Annotated in this window: 23 protein-coding genes; 8 read left to right on the forward strand and 15 right to left on the reverse strand. The window is 57.4% G+C overall.

Annotated features, from left to right (window positions below):
* Positions 1 to 2: 2 nt before the first annotated feature.
* From C1J05_RS18215 to C1J05_RS18230, 4 genes are all read right to left on the reverse strand, one after another.
* Positions 3 to 2579: a TIGR02302 family protein gene (locus C1J05_RS18215; RefSeq protein WP_114871494.1), complete on the reverse strand. Its 2577-nt coding sequence runs from the start codon at positions 2577 to 2579 to the stop codon at positions 3 to 5.
* 33 nt (positions 2580 to 2612) lie between these two features.
* Positions 2613 to 3878: a diaminopimelate decarboxylase gene (gene lysA, locus C1J05_RS18220; RefSeq protein WP_114871495.1), complete on the reverse strand. Its 1266-nt coding sequence runs from the start codon at positions 3876 to 3878 to the stop codon at positions 2613 to 2615.
* Positions 3879 to 4025: 147 nt separating this feature from the next.
* Positions 4026 to 4412, reverse strand: a complete 387-nt coding sequence (locus C1J05_RS18225) for a VPLPA-CTERM sorting domain-containing protein (RefSeq protein ID WP_114871496.1) — start codon at positions 4410 to 4412, stop codon at positions 4026 to 4028.
* Complete coding sequence (locus C1J05_RS18230; protein ID WP_114871497.1) at positions 4413 to 4754, reverse strand: hypothetical protein; 342 nt, start codon at positions 4752 to 4754, stop codon at positions 4413 to 4415.
* A gap of 165 nt (positions 4755 to 4919) precedes the next feature.
* Between C1J05_RS18230 and C1J05_RS18235 the strand changes: the two genes are divergently transcribed.
* On the forward strand, positions 4920 to 5879 hold the full coding sequence (locus C1J05_RS18235) for an IS5 family transposase (RefSeq protein WP_114868636.1): 960 nt from the start codon (positions 4920 to 4922) through the stop codon (positions 5877 to 5879).
* A 236-nt stretch (positions 5880 to 6115) separates the two neighbouring features.
* Here the strand turns inward: C1J05_RS18235 and C1J05_RS18240 are convergent, their stop codons facing one another.
* From C1J05_RS18240 to argH, 4 genes are all read right to left on the reverse strand, one after another.
* Positions 6116 to 6433: a DUF2834 domain-containing protein gene (locus tag C1J05_RS18240; protein ID WP_114871498.1), complete on the reverse strand. Its 318-nt coding sequence runs from the start codon at positions 6431 to 6433 to the stop codon at positions 6116 to 6118.
* Positions 6433 to 6597 carry an argininosuccinate lyase gene (locus tag C1J05_RS18245; protein WP_114871499.1) on the reverse strand — a complete coding sequence of 55 codons (165 nt, stop codon included), beginning with the start codon at positions 6595 to 6597 and terminating at the stop codon, positions 6433 to 6435. The genes C1J05_RS18240 and C1J05_RS18245 overlap by 1 nt, the downstream gene beginning before the upstream one ends.
* A 146-nt stretch (positions 6598 to 6743) precedes the next feature.
* Positions 6744 to 6920 carry a hypothetical protein gene (locus tag C1J05_RS21770; RefSeq protein ID WP_205388991.1) on the reverse strand — a complete coding sequence of 59 codons (177 nt, stop codon included), beginning with the start codon at positions 6918 to 6920 and terminating at the stop codon, positions 6744 to 6746.
* Complete coding sequence (gene argH, locus C1J05_RS18250) at positions 6917 to 8308, reverse strand: argininosuccinate lyase (protein ID WP_114871500.1); 1392 nt, start codon at positions 8306 to 8308, stop codon at positions 6917 to 6919. The genes C1J05_RS21770 and argH overlap by 4 nt, the downstream gene beginning before the upstream one ends.
* A 25-nt stretch (positions 8309 to 8333) precedes the next feature.
* On the opposite strand from argH, the gene C1J05_RS18255 reads away from it, so the two are divergent.
* Positions 8334 to 8894 (forward strand): TlpA family protein disulfide reductase, encoded by a 561-nt coding sequence (locus C1J05_RS18255; protein ID WP_114871501.1) that lies wholly within the window; start codon positions 8334 to 8336, stop codon positions 8892 to 8894.
* A gap of 4 nt (positions 8895 to 8898) precedes the next feature.
* Here C1J05_RS18255 and C1J05_RS18260 read toward each other — a convergent pair whose 3' ends face one another.
* The gene (locus tag C1J05_RS18260; protein ID WP_114871502.1) at positions 8899 to 9471 is read right to left on the reverse strand and encodes a DNA-3-methyladenine glycosylase I; all 573 of its coding nucleotides are present in this window, start codon (positions 9469 to 9471) and stop codon (positions 8899 to 8901) included.
* A 122-nt stretch (positions 9472 to 9593) separates the two neighbouring features.
* Between C1J05_RS18260 and C1J05_RS18265 the strand changes: the two genes are divergently transcribed.
* The 5 genes from C1J05_RS18265 to yddG all read left to right on the forward strand — a co-directional run bounded on the left by C1J05_RS18265 (position 9594) and on the right by yddG (position 14807).
* Complete coding sequence (locus tag C1J05_RS18265) at positions 9594 to 10445, forward strand: EAL domain-containing protein (RefSeq protein WP_114872433.1); 852 nt, start codon at positions 9594 to 9596, stop codon at positions 10443 to 10445.
* A gap of 168 nt (positions 10446 to 10613) precedes the next feature.
* Positions 10614 to 11789: an acetyl-CoA C-acetyltransferase gene (locus tag C1J05_RS18270; RefSeq protein WP_114871503.1), complete on the forward strand. Its 1176-nt coding sequence runs from the start codon at positions 10614 to 10616 to the stop codon at positions 11787 to 11789.
* 151 nt (positions 11790 to 11940) lie between these two features.
* Positions 11941 to 12663, forward strand: coding sequence for an acetoacetyl-CoA reductase (gene phbB, locus C1J05_RS18275; RefSeq protein WP_114871504.1), 723 nt, complete (start codon positions 11941 to 11943; stop codon positions 12661 to 12663).
* A 312-nt stretch (positions 12664 to 12975) separates the two neighbouring features.
* The gene (locus C1J05_RS18280; RefSeq protein WP_114871505.1) at positions 12976 to 13923 is read left to right on the forward strand and encodes a transcriptional regulator GcvA; all 948 of its coding nucleotides are present in this window, start codon (positions 12976 to 12978) and stop codon (positions 13921 to 13923) included.
* Positions 13920 to 14807 (forward strand): aromatic amino acid exporter YddG, encoded by an 888-nt coding sequence (gene yddG, locus C1J05_RS18285; RefSeq protein WP_114871506.1) that lies wholly within the window; start codon positions 13920 to 13922, stop codon positions 14805 to 14807. The genes C1J05_RS18280 and yddG overlap by 4 nt, the downstream gene beginning before the upstream one ends.
* Here the strand turns inward: yddG and C1J05_RS18290 are convergent.
* From C1J05_RS18290 to C1J05_RS18300, 3 genes are all read right to left on the reverse strand, one after another.
* Positions 14796 to 14960 carry a YdcH family protein gene (locus tag C1J05_RS18290; RefSeq protein WP_114872434.1) on the reverse strand — a complete coding sequence of 55 codons (165 nt, stop codon included), beginning with the start codon at positions 14958 to 14960 and terminating at the stop codon, positions 14796 to 14798. The genes yddG and C1J05_RS18290 overlap by 12 nt on opposite strands.
* A 97-nt stretch (positions 14961 to 15057) precedes the next feature.
* Complete coding sequence (locus C1J05_RS18295) at positions 15058 to 15831, reverse strand: tRNA1(Val) (adenine(37)-N6)-methyltransferase (protein WP_114871507.1); 774 nt, start codon at positions 15829 to 15831, stop codon at positions 15058 to 15060.
* Positions 15831 to 16052, reverse strand: a complete 222-nt coding sequence (locus tag C1J05_RS18300) for a putative signal transducing protein (protein ID WP_114871508.1) — start codon at positions 16050 to 16052, stop codon at positions 15831 to 15833. The genes C1J05_RS18295 and C1J05_RS18300 overlap by 1 nt, the downstream gene beginning before the upstream one ends.
* 68 nt (positions 16053 to 16120) lie before the next feature.
* On the opposite strand from C1J05_RS18300, the gene C1J05_RS18305 reads away from it, so the two are divergent.
* A complete protein-coding gene (locus C1J05_RS18305; protein ID WP_254684643.1) occupies positions 16121 to 17110 on the forward strand; it encodes a polyprenyl synthetase family protein in 990 nt (329 codons plus the stop codon).
* On the opposite strand, the gene C1J05_RS18310 is transcribed toward C1J05_RS18305, so the two are convergent.
* The 3 genes from C1J05_RS18310 to C1J05_RS18320 all read right to left on the reverse strand — a co-directional run bounded on the left by C1J05_RS18310 (position 17103) and on the right by C1J05_RS18320 (position 21425).
* Positions 17103 to 17978, reverse strand: a complete 876-nt coding sequence (locus C1J05_RS18310) for a 4-(cytidine 5'-diphospho)-2-C-methyl-D-erythritol kinase (RefSeq protein WP_368073717.1) — start codon at positions 17976 to 17978, stop codon at positions 17103 to 17105. The genes C1J05_RS18305 and C1J05_RS18310 overlap by 8 nt on opposite strands.
* Positions 17962 to 19656 carry a tetratricopeptide repeat protein gene (locus tag C1J05_RS18315; RefSeq protein ID WP_368073718.1) on the reverse strand — a complete coding sequence of 565 codons (1695 nt, stop codon included), beginning with the start codon at positions 19654 to 19656 and terminating at the stop codon, positions 17962 to 17964. Before C1J05_RS18315 ends, C1J05_RS18310 begins: the two co-directional genes overlap by 17 nt.
* Positions 19657 to 19775: 119 nt before the next feature.
* Entirely contained in the window at positions 19776 to 21425 is a 1650-nt protein-coding gene (locus tag C1J05_RS18320; protein WP_114871512.1) for an electron transfer flavoprotein-ubiquinone oxidoreductase, read from the reverse strand.
* Between the last annotated feature and the right edge of the window lie 104 nt (positions 21426 to 21529).

Genomic DNA, 21529 nt, shown 5'->3' on the forward strand with positions numbered 1-21529 from the left:
GGTTAGAACCGGTCCAGCAGACGTTTCAGATATTCCAGTTCGATATCGGGCCGATCCCCGTCACCCGAACGGCGCCGGATTTCATCCAGCAGTTCGCGCGCGCGCCGATAAACGTCTTCGCCCTGCAACAATCCCTCATCGGTTCCCATAGATCCGTTTGATCCGGCATTGCGCCCCAGCGGGTCGCGGTTTTGCGCCTGACGGTTGCCTTCCGCAGTGCCCTGACCGGGTTGGTTGCGTTGTTCCTGTGCCATTGCCTCGCCAAGATTGCGCATCCCTTCGCGCAGCGCTTCCATCGCTTCGGATTGCTGGTCGATCGCACCGGCATAATCATCCTCGCGCAACGCTTCCTCTGCGCCGTCCATCGCGCGCCCTGCACGATCCAGCGCGTCACGCGCGGCATCGCCCTCGGGTGTTCCGGCGCCGGGCAGATTGCCTTGCTGACGGCCCAGTTCCTGACGCAAAGCCTGTTGGCGGTCGGCAAGACTGCCAGACCCCTGGGCCTGATTGTCGCCCTGTTCTTCGCCATTCCCCTGACCCTGGCCGCCTTGTCCTTCGTGGCTCTGGCCGCGGCCCTGCCCGCCATTTCGGCCTTCGTTCCCTTGGCTTTCACCAGCTTGCGCGCCCGGATTGAACTGCTCTTGCAGATCCCGGAATGCCTGATCCGACAGACCCTGTTGTTCACGCAGGGTTTCGGCAAGCCCTTCCATCGCCTGTTCGCCCGGCGATTGGCCACCCTGCCCTTGTCCTTGCGTCACACGCATGTTTTCCATCATTTGCTGCAACTCTTGCAGCGCCTGCTGGGCTTCGGCCATACGGCCCTGTTCCATCAGCTCCTGAATGCGATCCATCATCGCTTGCAGGTCATCCTGCGTCATCTGCATGGAATTCTCGGCCGACTGGCGTTCGTCGCTCTGCTCGCCTTCCTGCTGGGCCTGACGTGACAACTGGCGGATGTAGTCATCGCTTGCATCGCGCAGTTCCTGCATCAGTTCCGCGATTTCCTGATCGGAAGCGCCGTTCTTCATCGCTTCGGCCAGTTGTTCCTGCGCGCGGCGAAGCCTTTCAAGCGCATCGGACAAATCGCCCTCTTCCAGCATGATCGCAAGATCCCACATCGCCAAGGCGATTTCATCCTGCTGTTCTGGAGATACACCGTAAGGGGCCAGCGCTTCAATCCGGCGCAGGATGGTCCGCAACCGCAGGTAAGCGGTTTCCGAGCGGAACACTTCATCGGGGCGGTGCGAGACCGCACGCAGCACTTGCGCGATGCGCCCCGCATTCGAAGCGGCCCACAAAAGATCGCGCCGCTGTTCGATAACGGCGGCCGCCATCGGATCAAAGAACCTTCGCCCCGGCAGGGTCATCGGCTTGCCAGCGGCTTGTGTGCTCTGTTCCAGCGCATCCTGGGCGTTAAGCGTGACGATCACCGGAAGATTGGAAAACGGATGTTGGGAAAAGTTTTCAATCAGGCTTTCCGCGTAATTGCGCCTGTCCCCTGTGATCGGTGTCGGCAATGGCACGACAATCGCCTCGCGCGGGTCCGGTTGGGCGGCCAGCCCGTAACGGCGATCAACCGAGTCCAGATCAAGCGTGATCCGCGCAGTTCCAAATTCCACACCGTAATCATCGCGCGCCTCGAACGGCAGGGTCATTTCGCCAACGGCAGACGCTTCGGCCGGGCCGGTGATTTCAATCTGCGGCGGTGTGTCAGAGACAAGATCGACGGCCCAACTGCGCCCGCCTTCACCGTTGATCGTGATGTTTCCGCTGCGTGTGACAGTAAATTCCTGGGTCGGTGATGCCTGCCCTTCAGCCGGTACATCGGACATTGCCGGCGAAACCGTTTCGGTCACATTCAGCGCGCCCACTTCACCATAAAGGCGCAGGGTTATCGTACTTCCCTGTGCAACGCGCAATGACGGGTCAGTGATATCGTTCAGATAGACAGTCGGCAGGCCGGTATAACGGGGCGGTTCCACCCAGCCTTCCCATGTGGGCCCGTTCGGTACCGCCGCCGATGCACCGGCCAGATTGCCAACCGTACCGACCCGCCAGACGGATCCGAACAGCAGGGCGACCAGAAACACAAGTACCGCGACATATCGCAAAGCAAACGGATCGCGCCGAGAAATACGCAGATCGGGCTGAACTGGTTTCGCATCCTTGGTGCGTGCGGCCATCCGGGATTGATGCGCCCGCCACACAGCCATCGCACTGGCATCATCCGCGCCGATTGCGGCATCATCCATCAGCGCCTGAATGGGCCGTCCCGGCAGGGTTGCATCCAGCTTTGCCACCGCTTCGGCCCGCGTGGGCCACGCGAAACTGCGGATGCCCAGCATCAGGAAAACCAACGCGCCCAGCGCCGATAACACGACACCGCCCCACAGCACTTCCAGCGCAAGCATGTCCTGCACGCCCAGCATCAACAGACCGATCACCGCCAGACACAGCGACAGGAACGGCCAGAAACTGCGCAGTGCGCGTTCAGCAACCATACCGTTTTGGGTCAACCGCACCGGCCAGCGCAGGCTTTTCAGACTGCGGCGCATTTCATGGCGGGAAAAAGATGCCATCGCGTTCTCCGGTGGCGCAAACGCGGAACTGCGCTACAACCACTCTGGGATGGTATCGCGATTTATCATTTCGTCAAAGGTTGGACGTGAGCGAATAACCGCAAATTGATCACCATTGACCAAAACCTCGGGAATCATCGGTCTGGTATTGTATTCGCTGCTCATGACAGCGCCATAAGCGCCGGCGCTGCGAAACGCGACAAGATCACCCGCATCCAGTGGCGGCATCATTCTTTGTTTTGCAAACGTATCACCGGATTCGCAGACCGGACCGACGATATCATAGGGCTGCTGTTCAACGGCTGCGTCGGGTTCAAGCAACGGAACGATATCATGATAGGCGTCATACATCGCCGGCCGGATCAGATCGTTCATAGCCGCATCAAGGATCAAAAAATCACGGCCTTCGCCCGACTTGACATAAATGACCTCGCTCACCAGCACGCCGGCGTTGCCCACGATCAGGCGGCCCGGTTCAATTTCCACCTCGCACCCCAGATGGCCGACGCATTTCTTGATCAACGCACCGTATTCCGACGGCAACGGTGGTGCCTCGTTTGATCTGGCGTAGGGAATGCCAAGACCGCCACCCAGATCAAGGCGGCGGATATCATGCCCATCGGCACGCAGTTGTTCTGTCAGTTCGGCAACTTTCAGATAAGCCTGTTCAAACGGGGCCAGATCGACCAGTTGCGATCCGATGTGAACATCGATCCCGATCACATCAAGCCCCGGCATTGCGCCTGCCGTTGCATAGACGTCGCGCGCCCGGGCAATCGGAATGCCGAATTTGTTTTCGGATTTTCCCGTCGCGATCTTGGCATGGGTCTTGGCATCGACATCCGGGTTGACGCGAATGGTGATGGGCGCGATTTTTCCCAGCTCAAGCGCAACAGAATTTAACAGCGCCATTTCGGGTTCGGATTCCACGTTGAACTGCCGGATACCAACGGTCAACGCCATACGCATTTCATCCGCGGTTTTTCCGACACCGGAAAACACGATCTTGTCGCCGGGCACGCCCGCCGCCTTTGCCCGCAGATATTCACCGCCCGAAACGACATCCATACCCGCGCCCGCATTTGCCAGCGTTTTCAATATCGCCTGATTGCTGGCGGCCTTCATGGCGTAACAGACCAGATGGTCCATGCCGGCCAATGCGTCATCAAACAGCCTGAAATGGCGCAAAAGCGTTGCTGTGGAATACGCATAGAACGGCGTTCCAACCGTGGCCGCTATTTCGCTGAGCGGCACGTCTTCGGCATGCAACACGCCGTTTTTATACAAGAAATGATCCATGCCGTGGCATACCCGAATTGTAAGCGCCTTAGCGGGTCATATCAGACCGCGCGGGCAGCGCAATCATCCGTCGTGATTTGGCCGGATCAGAAATGCAAAAAAGGGCGGTCAATGCCGCCCTTTCAGATCCGGTTCAGAATGTCAGGTTCAGGCTGCGCGCTGCTTGCGACGGCGCGCCATGAAGCCCAATCCGCCGATTGCACCAACCAGCAGCGGCAGGCTTGCAGGCACTGGAACCACACTGATGTTTTCGAATACCAGCGAGTCAACGCCGCCCGAACCGCTGAAGTGGATGATGAACTGGTCACCTACTTCGATCAGAGAAGATTTTTCCGTGAACGTCAGCTTTGCGGTTTCACGATCCGCCAGACCGGAGATTGAGCCAAGCGTAGTTTCGGACCCGTCAATATTGGTCAAAAACGTAAACACACCATTGTCAACAGCCGATGCGCCAAGCCATGTCAATGCCGGGCCGGACGTCAGTTCAAAAATGATCTTTCCGCTGTTCGGCGCATCATTCGCCAGATCGCCCATTCAACCAGCTTTACGCTGCCGGATCAGAACATTGCCACCGACGCCGTCATCATTCGCCTCTGGGACGAGATCGAAATCGCCGAAGCAATGGCTTGTAGTCGAAGAAGAGTTTTTTGTCGGGCAGGACGCGGTGTCAAACAGGTTCGCACCTTCTGTCCATCCGGTTGCAGACAGATTGAACGTACGACCCGCAAAAGTATACTCGGTCCATCCGCCGCCATTGCCCAAGTGGGCATTCTTATCTTCAAAATCCATTGTGAATGTCGTGGCGGCCGATGCGGCCATCGGGGCCATCATCAAGGACGCTGCAGCAAATACAGCTTTCAAAGTCGTCTTCATCATTACTCTCCAAACCATTGAACGTTTCTTCTTGCGCTCTGCTCATACCGTATAAACGCGCGAATCGCACGTATAGGCGATATTCTGCCTAACACAGGAATCTCTGAAGAACTTCCCCATTTTGGCGTGATTTGGTATGGTTTCTGCGGATGAGAGAGGAGCCCGCCGATGCCCAAACAGCCTGCCATTCCCGGCCTTGGTGATGCGGTGAAGAAGAAGGTGACGCGCCGCGAGAAGTTCCTGTCGGAGATGGATGCGGTGGTGCCTTGGGGTCGTCTGTTGGCGCTGATCGAGCCGCACTATCCGAAGGTTGGGTCAAAGGGTGGTCGGCCACCGATGCCACTGGAGACGATGCTGCGAGTGTATTTCCTTCAGAGCTGGTACGCGCTGAGCGATCCGATGGCCGAAGAGAGCCTGTATGACAGCGAGGCCATGCGCCGGTTTGCCGGTATCGAGCTTGGCGATGACCGCATCCCCGACGAAACAACGATCCTGAACTTCCGGCACCTGCTGGAGAAGCATCAGCTGACCGAGAAGCTGTTTGCCGAGGTGAATGCCTATCTTGCCGACAAGGGCGTCACGCTGCGCTCTGGCACGTTGGTGGATGCGACGATCATCGATGCGCCGTCCTCGACCAAGAATGAAGCCAAGGCCCGCGATCCCGAGATGTCATCCACCAAGAAGGGTAATGACTGGTACTTCGGCATGAAGGCCCATGTTGGCGTCGATGCAGACAGCGGCATCGTCCACAGCCTGGAGACCACCACTGCCAAGACCCACGATAGCCAGGTCTGGGACGAACTGCTGCACGGCAACGAAACATCCGTCTGGGCGGACAAGGGCTACGTGCATTCCGAACGAGAGGCGGCCTTCACCAAGGATGCAGGCCGGTTCTGGGGCGTGATGCGCAAGGCACCCAAAGGTGGCGAACTGGATCCGCTCGACGTGCAGATCAACCGGATCATCGCAAAGGTCCGGGCCAAGGTTGAGCACCCGTTCCGGATCCTGAAGCGCCAGTTCGGCCACGTGAAGACGCGCTACCGTGGGCTGGCCAAGAACCGGGCGCATCTGTTCACGCTCTTCGCCCTCGGCAACCTGTTCATGACCCGGAGAAAGCTGGCAGCATGAGGCAGAGTCTGCCCAAAAACGCCGAAACCGCCACTCAGGCGGCCGAAACAGCGGGAAAATCGCTGGAAATGGGACGTCTGACGCCCCAAACTACCTTCAAGCCGGCACGGCGGCGAAGCCGAAGGCGTTGATCAGACTTTCCCACAATACTGCCATGATTCAATCATTGACGCACCTGACGTAACGGAAACTGACCGTTTCCGGATTCGCACGAAACAACCGGTTTCTGTTATTTATCAGTCTATTGGCCGCGTTCTGAGGAACAGGTACAAAGGCAGCCCGCAACTGACTCCAATGCAGAACGTCGCGGGAATCGCCAGCAGACCAGACCAGTTCCGGCGCACCGCAACTTCGGCGACGATCCAGATCGTGAGCGTGATGGCCGCAATCGTCAGATCCCAGACCAGCCCGCTGCTGGCGGCATTGACGTGCCAGGCATCCACCATGGCCATGATGTCAAACCCATTGGCCATGAACCACTGGACGAAATAGTACATCGGATGGATTGCCCCCCAGACGGCAAGGGCAAGATAGACCATGCGCAAAGGCGACATCAGCGGTGACCGACCACACCGAACCGCGCATAGCCGGATACGGAAATGCCCGGCGGCGGCGTTGTGATCTGGCGTTCGTTATCTGGCGTCGAATACGTGTTACCCGACGGGGCGCCACACGCGGCAACCGATGCACATAATACCGTTAGAACAATAAACTTCATTGGCTTTCACCTTTGTGTCTTGGCATTTCAGGGCTGCCAAAGCCTGCAACTGGTGCCCTTGACCCTGTCAAACTAGGCAACTGTCAGCTTGATCTAACCATTCAGCGTTCGAAAACAAGTATATATGCGTGCCCGCTGCGATACCATCAAAGGCCCAGAAAGACCGACAACGGCCCCTTGCTGACCCCAACGGACGCGGAAGGATAAACGCCACTGGGCGTCACGCTCACGCCCGCGTTCACACTGGGCCGCACTGGCTCTCCGTCCGCGCCACATGCAGCAAGCGCAGTAAGAACGATCATCAAAACAGCCGCATGTTTCATCCCAGAACCTCTTTCCAGCGCGCGATCTGCAACCGCACCTGATCTGGCGCGGTTCCCCCATAGGATATACGCGAATTGACCGAATTTTGCACGCCCAGCACATCAAACACTTCTGCGGATATCTGCGCATGCACCGACTGCATGTCTTCAACGGTCAAATCCGGCAGATCACAGCCCTTGCCTTCGGCCATCGCAACCAGTGCCCCGGTGATATGGTGCGCATCGCGAAACGGCAGGCCAAGAACGCGCACCAGCCAATCCGCCAGATCGGTCGCCGTGGAAAAACCGGACCCGGCGGCGGCGGCCAGATGATCACGGTTGGCGGTCATGTCGCGCACCATGCCTTCCATTGCGGCAAGGGCCAGCATCAGGTTATCGGCAGCATCAAACACCTGTTCCTTGTCTTCCTGCATGTCCTTTGAATAGGTCAGCGGCAGCCCCTTCATCACCATCATCAAACCAACATTGGCCCCCATGATCCGCCCGACCTTGGCGCGGATCAGTTCGGCGGCATCGGGGTTCTTCTTTTGCGGCATGATCGAACTTCCGGTGGAAAACCGGTCCGACAGCGTGACAAACCGGAACTGCGCTGACGACCAGATCACCAGTTCTTCGGCCAGACGGCTTAGGTGCATGGCGCAGATGCTGGAGGCACCAAGAAATTCCAGCGCAAAATCGCGATCGCTGACCGCATCCAGCGAATTGGCGGCGGGCGCGTCAAAACCCAGCGCGGATGCCGTCATATCGCGATCAATCGGAAACGATGTGCCGGCCAGCGCTGCGGTGCCCAGCGGACAAGTATTCATGCGCGCCCGCGCATCCCGCATCCGCCCCAGATCACGGCCCAGCATTTCGACATAGGCCATCATGTGGTGGCCCCATGTGACCGGTTGCGCCACTTGCAGATGCGTAAACCCCGGCATGACCCAGTCGGCCCCTGCCTCGGCCTGTCCCAACAGCGCCTTCATCAACGCGACAATCGCACCATCGGCGGCGTCCAACTGGTCGCGCACCCACAATTTGAAATCGGTGGCCACCTGATCGTTGCGGCTGCGCCCGGTGTGCAGGCGCCCTGCCGGTTCACCGATAATCTCTTTCAGGCGCGACTCCACATTCATGTGAATGTCTTCCAAAGCCGTCGAAAACGGGAAATCCCCCGCTTCGATCTCTGACAATACCGTGAGAAGACCTTTTTGAATGGCGGCGGCATCGCTATCGCTTATGATGCCCGTTGCGCCAAGCATGGCTGCGTGGGCCCGCGAACCGGCAATATCCTGCGCCGCCATACGCTGGTCAAACCCGATGGACGCGTTAATTGCTTCCATGATCGCATCTGGTCCGGCGGCAAAGCGGCCGCCCCACATCTGGTTCTGGGTTTTGTCGGTCATTTGAATACACCCGCTGGGAGGGAACATGAAAAAAATCTGGTTGGCGCTCGTTTATACGGCCCTTGTCTTGGGTGCAAACCCCGCTTTCAGCGATGCGTCAACGCTTGAGGCGTTGCGCGAAGGCGATATGAAAAAGCTGGTGTTCCATGCCGACCCGCAGCAGGTTCCCGCAACCCCGTTCAACATCGAGGATGACGGTGGCACCACCACGCTCGCGGAGTATCAGGGCAAGTATGTCCTGCTGAACTTCTGGGCGACATGGTGCGCGCCCTGCCGCAAGGAAATGCCGATGCTGTCAGAACTTCAGACCAAATTTGGCGGCGACAATTTCACAGTTCTGACAATTGCAACGGGCCGCAACTCTCCCACCGGGATCAGGAAGTTTTTTGATGACATCGGTGTCAGCAATCTGCCCCGGCATCAGGACCCGAAACAGGCCCTGGCCCGCGACATGGGTATTTTCGGGCTGCCAATTACCGTGTTGATCAACCCCGAAGGCCAGGAAATCGCACGGCTGCGGGGCGATGCCGACTGGGTATCGGACAGTGCCAAAACCATTATCTCCACGTTGTTGGCAGGCGGCTGATCCGTCAGCGTACAAGGGCTTTCACCTGGTCATGGCGCGGGCATCCGACCAGATGGTCATTGATCAGTCCGGTGGCCTGCATGAACGCATAAACGATTGTCGGGCCGCAAAACCGGAAACCCGATTTCTTCAGGTCTTTTGATACCATTGCCGACAAAGGTGTTTGTGCAGGCACCTGATCCAGCGAAGTCCAGGCGTTCTGCAGCGGCTTGCCGCCGACATAATCCCACAAAAACTGGTCAAACCCGCCATCGGCTTCGATCTTCTGCCACGCTCTGGCATTTGTGATCGTCGCTTCGATCTTGCCGCGGTGCCGGATTATTCCGGGATTGGAAAGCAGGCGGTCAACTTCGGGGGCGCCCCATTCGGCAATCACATTCGGGTCGAACCCTTCGAAAGCGGCACGAAAATTCTCGCGCTTCTTCAGAATGGTGATCCAGCTTAGCCCGGCCTGAAACCCGTCAAGGACAAGCTTTTCCCACAACGCGCGGCTGTCATATTCAGGAACACCCCAATCGGTGTCGTGATAATCCAGATAAATCTGTTCCGGTCCGGCCCAGCCACATCTTTGCGTCAATTCGAACCCTCCTGCTTTGCGGTTGTATCAAACTTGAACCAAAATCAGAGGTTAAGCCCTTTTTAGCGTTTCGGCGCAACACTCTGACCCGATAATGGGTTTGATCAGGCGATGACAACATGATGCAACGCAAAGGCAAACGGTTCCACGCTGTCGAACGTGGCGAGGATTCTCCGATCAATTTTGCCGTGTCGTCGCGTGACAAATCCGTTTTGGACATGGTTGCGCATGCCATTGCGCACAAGGAAACGTTTCTGACCTATCAACCTGTAATCCTGTGTCAGTCTCCGGACAAACCCGCCTTTTACGAAGGTCTTATCCGGGTGAAAGACGAAACAGGCCGCATCATACCGGCCAAAGATTTTATGAGCGTTGTCGAAACCAGCGAACTCGGCCGCAAGCTGGACTGTCTTGCGCTGGAAATCGGGCTTCGGACCCTTGCCAACAATCCCGGCTTGCGTTTGTCGATCAACATGTCCGCGCGCTCGATCGGGTACCGGCGCTGGATGCGTGTGCTTGATCGCGGGTTGAACCGAAATCCGACCCTCGCGGAGCGGCTGATCCTTGAAATCAACGAAACATCCGCGATGCAGGTGCCCGAACTGGTTGTCGACTTCATGAAACGGCTGCAATCGCGCGGCATTTCCTTTGCTCTGGATGGGTTCGGCGCCGGCGTCACATCCCTGCGGCATCTGAAAGACTTCTATTTCGACATGATCAAGATCGACGGTCAGTTCATCCGCGGTATCGCAACACACCCGGACAATCAGATTCTGGTGCGCGCGATGATCGCAATTGCGGAACAGTTTGAAATGGTCACCGTCGCGGAACATGTCGAAACCGCCGAAGATGTGACCATGCTGGTCAGTCTGGGGGTGGATTGCATGCAGGGTTATTTCTTTGGCAGCACGACGACATCACCACAATGGGCAGCACCGGACCACCGCCAAAAAGGCTCGCGCGCCTCGGCATAACCCTATGCTTTTCGCGTTCTCCAACACCTGAGACACCCTGTCTGTTGCCGCACTGCAGCTAATCCTTTATTGCACTCCCGAAGGGCGGAGGAGCAGGACATTGCAAACACGGCAATTCCTGTTTGATTCTCGGCCAGAACCGGAACCTGGTAGAGGACACACATCACCATGACCAATATTGTAATCGCATCCGCGGCACGTACTGCTGTCGGCAGCTTTGGCGGATCTTTCGCAAACACACCGGCCCATGATCTGGGCGCAACCGTGCTTGAGGCCGTTGTCGAACGCGCCGGTATCGACAAATCGGAAGTGTCCGAAACCATTCTGGGTCAGGTTCTGACAGCCGCCCAGGGCCAGAACCCGGCGCGCCAGGCACATGTCAACGCCGGCCTTCCACTGGAAGCCGCAGCCTGGTCAATCAACCAGGTGTGTGGCTCGGGCCTGCGCGCCGTTGCCTTGGGCGCCCAGCACATCCAGCTGGGTGACGCGGATATCGTGATCGCCGGCGGACAGGAAAACATGACCCTCAGCCCCCACGCCGCCCACCTGCGTGCCGGCCACAAAATGGGGGATATGAAATATATCGACACCATGATCCGCGACGGATTGTGGGATGCCTTCAACGGCTATCACATGGGCCAGACGGCCGAAAACGTTGCTGAGAAATGGCAGATCAGCCGCGAAGCGCAGGATCAATTCGCCGTCGCGTCGCAAAACAAGGCCGAAGCCGCACAGAAAGCCGGCAAGTTCAAAGATGAAATCGTCGCTTTCACGGTCAAGACCCGCAAGGGTGACATCGTGGTAGATGCCGATGAATACATCCGTCACGGCGCCAATATCGAAGCCATGGCCAAGATGCGCCCCGCCTTTACCAAGGATGGATCGGTCACAGCCGCCAACGCTTCCGGCCTGAATGATGGTGCCGCCGCGACCCTGCTGATGTCCGCAGACAATGCCGAAAAACGCGGCATCAAACCTCTGGCCCGTATCGCATCTTATGCGACCGTCGGTCTGGACCCGTCGATCATGGGCGTTGGACCGATCTATGCCAGCCGCAAGGCGCTGGAAAAAGCAGGTTGGAAAGCCGAAGATCTGGATCTTGTAGAAGCCAACGAGGCGTTTGCCGCACAGGCCTGCGCGGTCAACAAGGACATGGGCTGGAACCCGGAGATCGTGAACGTGAACGGCGGCGCGATCGCAATCGGTCATCCCATCGGCGCCTCGGGCTGCCGGGTTTTGAACACGCTGCTGTTTGAAATGCAGCGCCGTGACGCGAAAAAGGGCCTGGCCACATTGTGCATCGGCGGTGGCATGGGTGTCGCTATGTGTGTGGAACGCGACTGATCCACATCAAAGTGCACAAAGTGCAGCCCGATTAAAGACATGCAGACGCGGCATACCGCTGCGGCTGCATTTTCATGACGCAATATTATTGCGCAACTAAATCATACAACGTAACAAGATTACGAACACAAATCTGGAGGAATTCTGAACCATGTCCCGTACAGCCCTTGTAACCGGCGGCAGCCGCGGTATCGGAGCCGCAATTTCCAAAGCTTTGAAAGCGGAGGGCTATAACGTTGCAGCGACCTATGCTGGCAATGACGAAGCCGCCGCGAAGTTTACGGAAGAAACCGGCATCAAAACCTATAAATGGAATGTTGCCGATTACGAAGAATCAAAAGCCGGCATCGCCAAGGTTGAAGCCGAAGTCGGCCCGATTGACGTTGTTGTCGCAAATGCCGGTATCACCCGTGACGCGCCGTTCCACAGAATGACCCCGGAACAGTGGCACGAGGTTATCGATACAAACCTCACCGGTGTGTTCAACACCGTGCATCCGGTCTGGCCGGGCATGCGCGAGCGTAAATACGGGCGCGTCATCGTGATCAGCTCGATCAACGGCCAAAAGGGCCAGTTCGCACAGGTGAACTATGCCGCGACCAAGGCAGGCGATCTGGGTATCGTCAAATCTCTGGCACAAGAAGGCGCCCGTGCGGGCATTACCGCAAATGCAATCTGCCCCGGTTACATCGGAACAGACATGGTCATGGCGGTTCCGGAAAAAGTGCGCGAAAGCATCATCGCGCAAATCCCGGCGGGCCGTTTGGGTGAACCCGATGAAATCGCGCGCTGCGTTGTATTTCTGGCGTCAGAAGATTCGGGCTTTATCAACGGATCCACAATTTCTGCCAACGGAGCGCAGTATTTCGTCTGATTTTGTCCAGTGAACAAAAAAAGGGCCGGTCGATTTGACCGGCCCTTTTCGTTTCATCCCGTAAGAATACTGCGCGCGGTATTCAGCGGGAAGATTTGCCGGAAAACAGCCAGTGCCAGATATCGGCTGCGGCGCGGGCCCGTTCGGAATGTGCCTTGTCCATTGCGTTGCGCAATGTGCGGATTGTTGTAGCTTCGTGCATCTGAACTCTCCTTGGATCAGGTTTGATTAACTGCACTTAACATGGCCTTTTGCAATCAAACTGACAAACGAGACTTTTCAAAGCTTCAATTAAGTTATACTTAACTGAATATGACAGATCGCCTTCCACCCCTCACCGCATTACGCGCCTTTGATGCCGCCGCGCGACACATGTCCTTTGCGCAAGCCGCTGCCGAACTGAACGTAACACCTGCCGCCCTGTCCTTTCAGATCAAGTCACTGGAAGATCATTTGGGCCAGCCTTTGTTTCACCGGCTGAACCGGGCCGTCACCCTGACAGAAGCCGGCCGGGCGCTGGCCCCGGGAACTGCTGATGGATTTGCAATGCTGGCAAGCGCCTGGCGTTCTGCACGACGCCTTCAGAACAATTCAACACTGACCGTCACGGCAGGGCCGGCATTCACTGCAAAATGGCTGGCCCCAAGGCTGTATGAATTCGCACAGGCCCATCCGGACATCGAATTGCGGTTTTCGGCGGGGTTGCGCATTATGGATTTCGATCGCGACGAAATCGATGTTGCTATCCGGTTCGGGTACGGCCCTGATCCGGGATTGTACGCGATACCACTGGCCGTGGAATGGGTCATGCCGGTCATGACATCCGAACTTGCCCAGAAATACCCGACACCCGAATCTCTGAAAGATGCCCCTTTGCTGTTTGACGATTCAATCAGTTTTCTAAGGCCCAAATGCGATTGGCAGACGTGGTTCCGCGCGGTTGGCATTGATTTCAACCCAACGCATGGCGTCCGGTTTTCGCAGGCAGATCACGCAGTGGATGCAGCGCTTGCGGGCGCGGGAATCGTATTGGGCCGGCGCGCCCTGGTGATCAAGGATCTAAGCGAGGGACGGCTGGTCGCGCCGTTCAAAACCGCCATTTCCACCAAGGCGCATTTCAGGTTTTTGTGCCCCGAAGGTGCAGAAAACCGCCCGCAGGTTAAAGCGTTCCGCGATTGGATTTTGCAAGAAATAGAAAAGCTTTCAGATTTCAACGCCACCCTGAACATCATTCCCGTCGAAGATATCGCCGCCAAATGACACGTACTCGCGCCACAGCCATTGGGTTCGGTGCCGTATTGCTCTGGGCGTTGCTGGCCCTGCTTACGGTCGGGTCTGCGCCAACGCCACCCTTGTTACTGAACGCCATCTGTTTTTCCATCGGTGGCATACTGGGGCTGGTCTGGTGCGCCACAACTGGCGGATTTGCGAAACTGCGCGCTGTTCCGCTGTCTGTTTATCTGTTCGGAACACTGGGGCTTTTCGGCTACCACGCGCTGTATTTTTCGGCATTGCGCCTCGCCCCGGCGGCCGAGGCCGGGCTGATTGCTTATCTTTGGCCTTTGTTGATCGTTTTGTTTTCCGGATTGTTACCCGGTGAAAAAATCAGGGCTGGCCATCTGATCGGTGCACTGATCGGTTTTGGCGGTGCCGCACTGATTATTACAGGCGGCGAAACCGGATTTCAGTCATCCGCAATCCCCGGATACGCGCTGGCGTTTCTGTGCGCCCTGACGTGGTCCGGTTATTCGGTTGTTTCGCGGCGGCTGGGCCGGTTTCCAACGGAAACGGTCGCCGTATTCTGTTGTGCAACGGCGGTGCTGTCCGGGGTGCTGCACATGATGTTTGAAACGACAGTTTGGCCCGAAACCACCAGTTCCTGGCTGGCCGCCATCGGGTTGGGCCTTGGGCCTGTCGGGCTGGCCTTTTATGTTTGGGACATAGGCGTAAAAAAGGGCGACATACAGCTTTTGGGCACAGCATCATATGCTGCGCCGCTGCTATCCACACTGTGCCTGGTGCTTGCAGGTATTGCCCCACCAACACTAACGTTGGCGCTTGCGGCCATGTTGATAACCGCTGGCGCCGTGATTGCCGCGCGCGCCAGCAGCAGAAGTGAACAAATCGGCGGTTCAGGCCGTTAGGCGTTCAATCTCTTCCTTGAGTCGCAATTTCTGCTTCTTCAAATCCACAATTTGAAGTCCATCCACCCCGGGTGCACGTTGGGCATCTTCCACGGCATCACTCAGGTGTTGGTGCTTCTTTTTCAGTTCCGACAGATGCGAGCTCAGGCTCATGGCAATCCTCCTCTGAATAAGTTGCAGTGTATCGAACCATATTTTTTTCCACCTGTCACGCTGCAGACGCAAACTATGGATAACAAATTCTTTACAATCACCCGGCCGCCGGATCGCCAAACGGCAGCGCAGCCCCAAGCCGCAAAACATCGCGTACAAGCGGCGCATAGTCTTCGCCGTCCCGTTCGTGTGTGGCGCCTTGGTGCAGAATAACCGGCGCGTGCAGGGTAAAGGGTGCGCGCCCCGCGGAACGGCCCCGTAATATGACCAGCTCGGCCTTTCGTCCGGCCCGCGCGCAAAGCGGTAACACCTCGATACTGCCCAGCCGGCCAGCGCACGCGGCCAACAGATCGGGCAAACGTTCCGACCTGTGAATGAAATGCGCGTATCCCTTGGGCGCCAGCCTTTTCGCGGCAACGCGCACCCATGTTTCAAGCGGGGTATCTTCGCCCAGCGCGCCTTCGCGCCCGCTGTCATCCGCCGCGGTGCCCTGAGTGCGCTGATAATAGGGCGGGTTTGCGATCACATGATCAAACCGCATCTGGCGCACGTCGGTCGGCAAAGCGCTGATATCTGCCGTCACGGTGGCAAATGACGCTTTGTTCAGTTCCGCATTGCGCCGCGCCAGAGTTGCATAATCGGCCTGTCGCTCGACCCCGGTTATGTGCAGGTCTGCAACGCGGGCCGACAGGCACAAACTGGCCGCGCCAACGCCACAGCCCAGTTCAAGAACCGATTGCCCCGGCTTTGCATTGACACACGCAGCCAGCAACACGGGATCAACACCAGCGCGGTAGCCGTTACGAGGTTGATAAAGTCTGACCTTGCCACCCAGAAACGCATCCAGAGTAACATCTTCTTCTGAAAACATCAGCGCGACTGGCCCAGATCGATCTCATTGTCCAACATAACCCGCAGCGCCCTGTCATAATCACCCGAACGCACCATCATCCGGCGGGGAAATATCCCTATACCGCCTTCAAGAACGCTCATATTTACGTCCATTTCAAAGCAAGCTATATCCTCTCCCTTAAGAAGGGCGGACGCAAAGGCAATGATTGTCGGATCGGTCGTGCGCAATAGTTCCTTCATAGGCAAGGTTGTAAGAGCAAGGCGGCATGAATGTCGAGCCTTGGAATAGGGGAAGCATGGACAGCGCAATGGTACCTGCAAAGCCGCATGAGCAGTTGGCCCGCTACCTTGCAGGCGAATTGGATCAGGTCAACGCGCTGATCCGGGCGCGCATGGCGTCCGAACACGCCCCCCGCATTCCCGAAGTCACGGCGCATCTGGTCGAAGCAGGCGGAAAACGTCTGCGTCCGATGCTGACATTGGCGACGGCAGGTTTGTGCAACTACGACGGGCCCTATCACATCCATCTGGCGGCCACGGTCGAATTTATTCACACGGCCACTCTCTTGCATGACGATGTGGTAGACGAAAGCGCACAACGCCGGGGCCGCCCCACGGCCAACCTGCTGTGGGACAATCAATCATCCGTACTGGTGGGGGATTATCTGTTCGCCCGCAGTTTCCAGCTAATGGTTGAAACCGGGTCGTTGCGGGTTCTTGATATTCTGGCCAACGCCGCTGCAACGATTGCCGAAGGCGAAGTGCTGCAACTGACAGCCGCCCAGAATCTGGCGACAAGCGAAGACGTCTATCTGAAGGTTGTGCGCGGAAAGACAGCGGCCCTGTTTTCTGCCGCTACCGAAGTTGGCGGCGTGATCGCAAACGCGCCCGAGGACCAGATAAAGGCCTTGTTTGAATATGGCGATGCGTTGGGCATTGCGTTTCAGATTGTCGACGATCTGCTTGATTATCAAGGCGACACCGGGGCAACCGGCAAGAACATCGGCGATGATTTTCGCGAACGTAAACTGACGCTTCCGGTGATCAAGGCCGTCGCGCTGGCGGATCAGACCGAACGGGAATTCTGGGTGCGTACGATCGAAAAGGGCAAGCAACAAGACGGTGATCTTAGCCATGCGCTATCCCTGATGAAAAAGCACCGCACGCTTGAGGCAACGCGCCGCGAAGCGATTGACTGGGCCGATCGGGCCAAATCAGCGCTGACCCGATTGCCGGATCATCCGATCCGTACCATGCTGATTGATCTGGCCGATTACGTCGTCGAACGCATCAACTGAGCATCCGCTTGGGGCGGGGGGAACCCAACACGGCAAAGCAAACCCACCAATCCGGCCGCTCTGCCGCCAGTTGGAGCGCGGCGGCTTTGGCATCTGCCGGTGCCGGATAGATGCCAAAACACGTGGCCCCCGAACCCGACATCCGGCTGAACGCGCATCCTGACGTGGACGCGATATGATCCAGAACCGCGCTGATCTGGGGAACCTGAGCGATGGCTGCCTGCTGCATGTCATTGCGTTGCCGGCTTAACCAGTCGGCCACAGACGCAGGATCGCTCATGTCGTCTGGCAGAACTCCCATTGCGGCATTGGACCGGCATTCAAGCGCTGCGAACACCGCCGGTGTAGAAACAGGGATACCTGGGTTGACCAGAACAGCCGGCAAAGACGCAAGCGCATCAATCGGGTCCAGAATTTCACCAACGCCGCCAACACGCGCCGGTTTGCCCGACACGCACATCGGCACATCAGCCCCGATTTGCAAAAGTTCGGATGTAACGTCTGCCGCAGCGGCGCATGGAAACAGCTTTGACATGGCCCTGAAACACGCCGCTGCATCCGCAGACCCGCCGCCGATACCCGATGCGGACGGCAAATGTTTTTCCAGTTGGATATGTACGTCAGCATCCGGCCAGAAAGCGCGCGCGATCCTGCAGACAAGGTTACTTTCATCTGCGGGAACACCTTGTGCCGCAGGACCAGTTACCGAAAGCCCCGCGCCTTTGCCTGTCTCTACCGTGACAATGTCACCAACATCGGCAAAGGCGACAATACTGTCGATCAGATGATACCCGTCAGCGCGCTGGCCGGTGATATGGAGGCTCAGGTTTATTTTTGCCGGTGCAAAGGCCCTAGCCTTCATTTTCATCTTTCGTCAGCTTCAAGGGCGGGGCGCCTTCTTCCTCAAGAACCTGATCCAGCCCGACTTCCAGTTTACGCCGGATACGGTCCGCCTCTTTTTCTTCGGGATCAAAGGACAGGGCACGGTTCCACTGGAAACGGGCCTCGCGATAACGCCCGACAGCCCAGTACACATCGCCCAGATGGTCGTTCACGATAGGATCGACCGCCTCAAGCTCGACCGCCAGTTCCATATGGCCAACCGCCTCTTCGTAGCGCCCCAGACGGTACAAAACCCAACCCAGCGAATCCACGATATATCCGCTGTCCGGGCGGGCGGCGACGGCCCGCTGGATCATGTCCAGCGCCTCATCCAGGTTGATCTGCTTTTCAACCATCGAATAGCCAAGATAGTTCAACACCTGCGGTTGATCCGGGTTCAGTTCCAACGCGGCGCGAAAATCTGCTTCGGCTTCGGGCCAGTTGTCGGATCGTTCATGGGATATGCCCCGCGCATAGAACAAGAACCATTGCGATCTGTCGCCATCCTTGGTCAGGGCAAGGGCGCGGTCATAAGCGCCAACCGCCCCTTCGAAATCATCCTGCTGGCGCAAAAGATCGCCCAATGTCGAATGAACGATCGTCAGGTCGGGGTAAGCCCGTGCAAGTTGTTCCAGCACCTCGACGGATGCATCCGGCTTGCCGCTTTGGTTCAGCGCATTCGCCCGGCCAAGTTCCGCAGCATGATAGGCGCCATGACCTTCGGGCACCTGCTTGTACGTCTCGATCGCAAGATCGAACTGGTCTAGTTCATCCAGTAGGGCGGCACTTAGCAAAAGGGCGTCGATATGATCGGGCCGCAGATAGGCTGCGATGCGGGTGTAGACCAACGAATAATCAGGGGTCGCTTCATTCGACAACGCGGCCCCTACGGAATAAAACACTTCGGCCAGACCGTCATTGACCGATGTGACATGCGTGAAAGGCAGGCGCTCTCCGGTGCTTAGCCGGTCAACCAGCCCCTGCAACTCCGGGTCAAGCGATGAACCGAACGTGGCCGTCAGCCCGGCAAGCGCATCCTCATTCCGCCCCAACTGGGACAAGACTTCGGCCTGTGCCATCGCCCCGCGTCTGGTTCTGTTGATCGCGCCCGCCGCATCACCCGACAGGATCGCATCAGCACCTTCAAAATCGCCGACCATCGCCAGCGCCAGTGCCTTTTGGTAATAGGCAAAGCCACGCAGCCCTGCATCCTGCGCCACATCGTCAAAACGTTCCAGCCCCTGGGCGACAGACCCGTTGCCGATCTGCGCCCATGCCTCGACCAGACCATCAACCAGAGGGCCAATTCCCAGTTTTTGTGAATCACGTTCCAGAATGGCGGCGTAATCTTCGTTAGCGCTTAGCTTTGCGACAACAATCATGTGTGCAATCTGGCTGCGCAGGCCGGCGGCTTCTATTTGCTGGGCCATCGGATACGCGGTATCGATCCGCCCGAGGGACAGTTGAGCAAGGGCCGCACTTTCCAATAATTCGGGGTCGTTTGGACTACGCACCAACGCTTGGGTGTAGTACTGCGCAGCGACATCGAAATCGCTGGAAAGCGCAGCTTGTCGCGCGGCAAGATAGGCTCCGGCCCCTGATTGTGCGGCCACCGGTACAGCCGACATCGTGATCAGTGCCGCAATACACGCCGTACGTCTCAATAGGTTCCGCAATTGCCCTGCCTCGCTGTTTTCTGCTCTTGCGCGATAAGCTAGGGTTTTATGGGGCAACGCGCAATGGCGCGCGATGAATCAAACCCTTTGCAGACACTGGAATATCATCACATGTTCGGGTAGTTCGGCCCGTCTCCGCCTTGCGGTGTCGTCCAGTTGATGTTTTGCGCAGGATCCTTGATATCACAGGTCTTGCAATGCACACAGTTCTGGAAGTTGATGACAAATCGCGTGTCCTTGCCAGCTTCTTCAACGAATTCATACACTCCAGCCGGGCAATAGCGCGCCGACGGACCCGCAAATTTGGGCAGGTTCTGTGCAACCGGTATCGACGCATCTTTCAGCTTCAAATGCGCGGGCTGGCTTTCTTCGTGATTGGTAAATGAAAACGCGACGTTGGTCAGGCGATCAAAAGACAGCGTGCCATCGGGTTTCGGATAGTCGATGGGCGTGTGCTTGCTGGCTTCTTCCGTCGCTTCAGCATCAGTCTTGCCATGCTTTTGCGTTCCCATCAGGGAAAACCCCAGCGTGTTGGTCCACATATCGAACCCGCCCAGCGTCAGCGAAGCCATCAACCCGTATTTGGACCACAAGGGTTTGACGTTACGCACTTTCTTCAGATCTTTTCCGATAGCGCCAGAACGTACTTCGTCCTCGTAAGCGCTCAGTTCATCCGCACTGCGCCCGTCCTGAATGGCCTTGAACGCGGCTTCGGCTGCAGCTTTGCCAGACAGCATCGCATTATGGTTTCCCTTGATCCGCGGCACGTTGACCATACCGACAGAGCACCCCAAAAGTGCAACACCCGGTGCCACCATTTTGGGCATCGACTGATACCCGCCTTCGGAAATCGCCCGCGCGCCATAGGCCACGCGTTTCCCGCCTTTCAGCAAATCGGCAACCATCGGGTGATGCTTGAAACGCTGGAATTCCATGTAGGGAAACAGGTGCGGGTTCTTGTAGTTCAGATGCACCACAAACCCGACATAGACCTGATTGTTTTCAAGGTGGTAGATGAACGACCCGCCACCGGCATTGCTGCCCAGAGGCCAACCCATTGTATGGGTCACGCGGCCTTCGTGATGTTTATCGGGATCAATTTCCCAGATTTCCTTCATGCCAAGCCCGAATTTCTGCGGCTCTTTCCCCTTGGACAGGTCAAATTTCTCGATCACTTCCTTGGACAGCGACCCGCGTACGCCTTCGGACAGGAAGACATATTTACCGTGCAGTTCCATACCGGGTTCAGAGTTGGGGCCTAGGCTGCCATCTTCTTCCAGACCGAATACACCGGCCACAACGCCTTTGACTTCGCCATTGTCACCGTAAACCAGTTCGGAACAGGACATGCCCGGAAAAATCTCGACCCCCAGCGCCTCGGCCTGTTCGGCCATCCAGCGGCAGACATTGCCCATCGACACGATGTAATTGCCGTGGTTGTTCATCAACGGCGGCATCGGAAAATTCGGGATGCGCAACTGGCCCGCTTCGCCCAGCATGTAGAAATTGTCTTCCTTGACAGGCACATTGATCGGTGCGCCCTTTTCCTTCCAGTCGGGGATCAACGCATCAAGCCCGACAGGATCAAGCACAGCACCGGACAGGATATGGGCACCGACTTCCGAACCTTTTTCCAGAACGACAACATTGATATCGGCATCAAGTTGTTTCAGGCGGATCGCGGCGGACAATCCGGCAGGGCCGGCCCCCACGATAACCACATCATATTCCATTGCTTCGCGTTCAATCTCGGCCATCTCGCGGCTCTCCTGTTCGTTAAGTGGCGCCCACCAATCTGCGCACGAAATAATCTTTCGCGATTGGCTATCGCAGCGGCGGCTTACTTGCAATCACGACACGG

The organism is Sulfitobacter sp. JL08 (genome assembly GCF_003352045.1).
Lineage (GTDB): Bacteria > Pseudomonadota > Alphaproteobacteria > Rhodobacterales > Rhodobacteraceae > JL08.

Coding starts and splice junctions, on each gene's coding strand:
- C1J05_RS18320 (WP_114871512.1), bottom strand. CDS start 21,425: ATGGCCGAGATTGAACGCGAAGCAATGGAATATGATGTGGTTATCGTG.
- C1J05_RS18265 (WP_114872433.1), top strand. CDS start 9,594: ATGCAACGCAAAGGCAAACGGTTCCACGCTGTCGAACGTGGCGAGGAT.
- C1J05_RS18305 (WP_254684643.1), top strand. CDS start 16,121: ATGGTACCTGCAAAGCCGCATGAGCAGTTGGCCCGCTACCTTGCAGGC.
- C1J05_RS18295 (WP_114871507.1), bottom strand. CDS start 15,831: ATGTTTTCAGAAGAAGATGTTACTCTGGATGCGTTTCTGGGTGGCAAG.
- C1J05_RS18240 (WP_114871498.1), bottom strand. CDS start 6,433: ATGTCGCCTTTGCGCATGGTCTATCTTGCCCTTGCCGTCTGGGGGGCA.
- C1J05_RS18290 (WP_114872434.1), bottom strand. CDS start 14,960: ATGAGCCTGAGCTCGCATCTGTCGGAACTGAAAAAGAAGCACCAACAC.
- C1J05_RS18300 (WP_114871508.1), bottom strand. CDS start 16,052: ATGAAGGAACTATTGCGCACGACCGATCCGACAATCATTGCCTTTGCG.
- argH (WP_114871500.1), bottom strand. CDS start 8,308: ATGACCGACAAAACCCAGAACCAGATGTGGGGCGGCCGCTTTGCCGCC.
- C1J05_RS18280 (WP_114871505.1), top strand. CDS start 12,976: ATGACAGATCGCCTTCCACCCCTCACCGCATTACGCGCCTTTGATGCC.
- C1J05_RS18245 (WP_114871499.1), bottom strand. CDS start 6,597: ATGAAGTTTATTGTTCTAACGGTATTATGTGCATCGGTTGCCGCGTGT.
- C1J05_RS18235 (WP_114868636.1), top strand. CDS start 4,920: ATGCCCAAACAGCCTGCCATTCCCGGCCTTGGTGATGCGGTGAAGAAG.
- C1J05_RS18270 (WP_114871503.1), top strand. CDS start 10,614: ATGACCAATATTGTAATCGCATCCGCGGCACGTACTGCTGTCGGCAGC.
- phbB (WP_114871504.1), top strand. CDS start 11,941: ATGTCCCGTACAGCCCTTGTAACCGGCGGCAGCCGCGGTATCGGAGCC.
- C1J05_RS18230 (WP_114871497.1), bottom strand. CDS start 4,754: ATGATGAAGACGACTTTGAAAGCTGTATTTGCTGCAGCGTCCTTGATG.
- C1J05_RS18255 (WP_114871501.1), top strand. CDS start 8,334: ATGAAAAAAATCTGGTTGGCGCTCGTTTATACGGCCCTTGTCTTGGGT.
- C1J05_RS21770 (WP_205388991.1), bottom strand. CDS start 6,920: ATGAAACATGCGGCTGTTTTGATGATCGTTCTTACTGCGCTTGCTGCA.
- C1J05_RS18215 (WP_114871494.1), bottom strand. CDS start 2,579: ATGGCATCTTTTTCCCGCCATGAAATGCGCCGCAGTCTGAAAAGCCTG.
- C1J05_RS18225 (WP_114871496.1), bottom strand. CDS start 4,412: ATGGGCGATCTGGCGAATGATGCGCCGAACAGCGGAAAGATCATTTTT.
- yddG (WP_114871506.1), top strand. CDS start 13,920: ATGACACGTACTCGCGCCACAGCCATTGGGTTCGGTGCCGTATTGCTC.
- C1J05_RS18310 (WP_368073717.1), bottom strand. CDS start 17,978: ATGAAAATGAAGGCTAGGGCCTTTGCACCGGCAAAAATAAACCTGAGC.
- lysA (WP_114871495.1), bottom strand. CDS start 3,878: ATGGATCATTTCTTGTATAAAAACGGCGTGTTGCATGCCGAAGACGTG.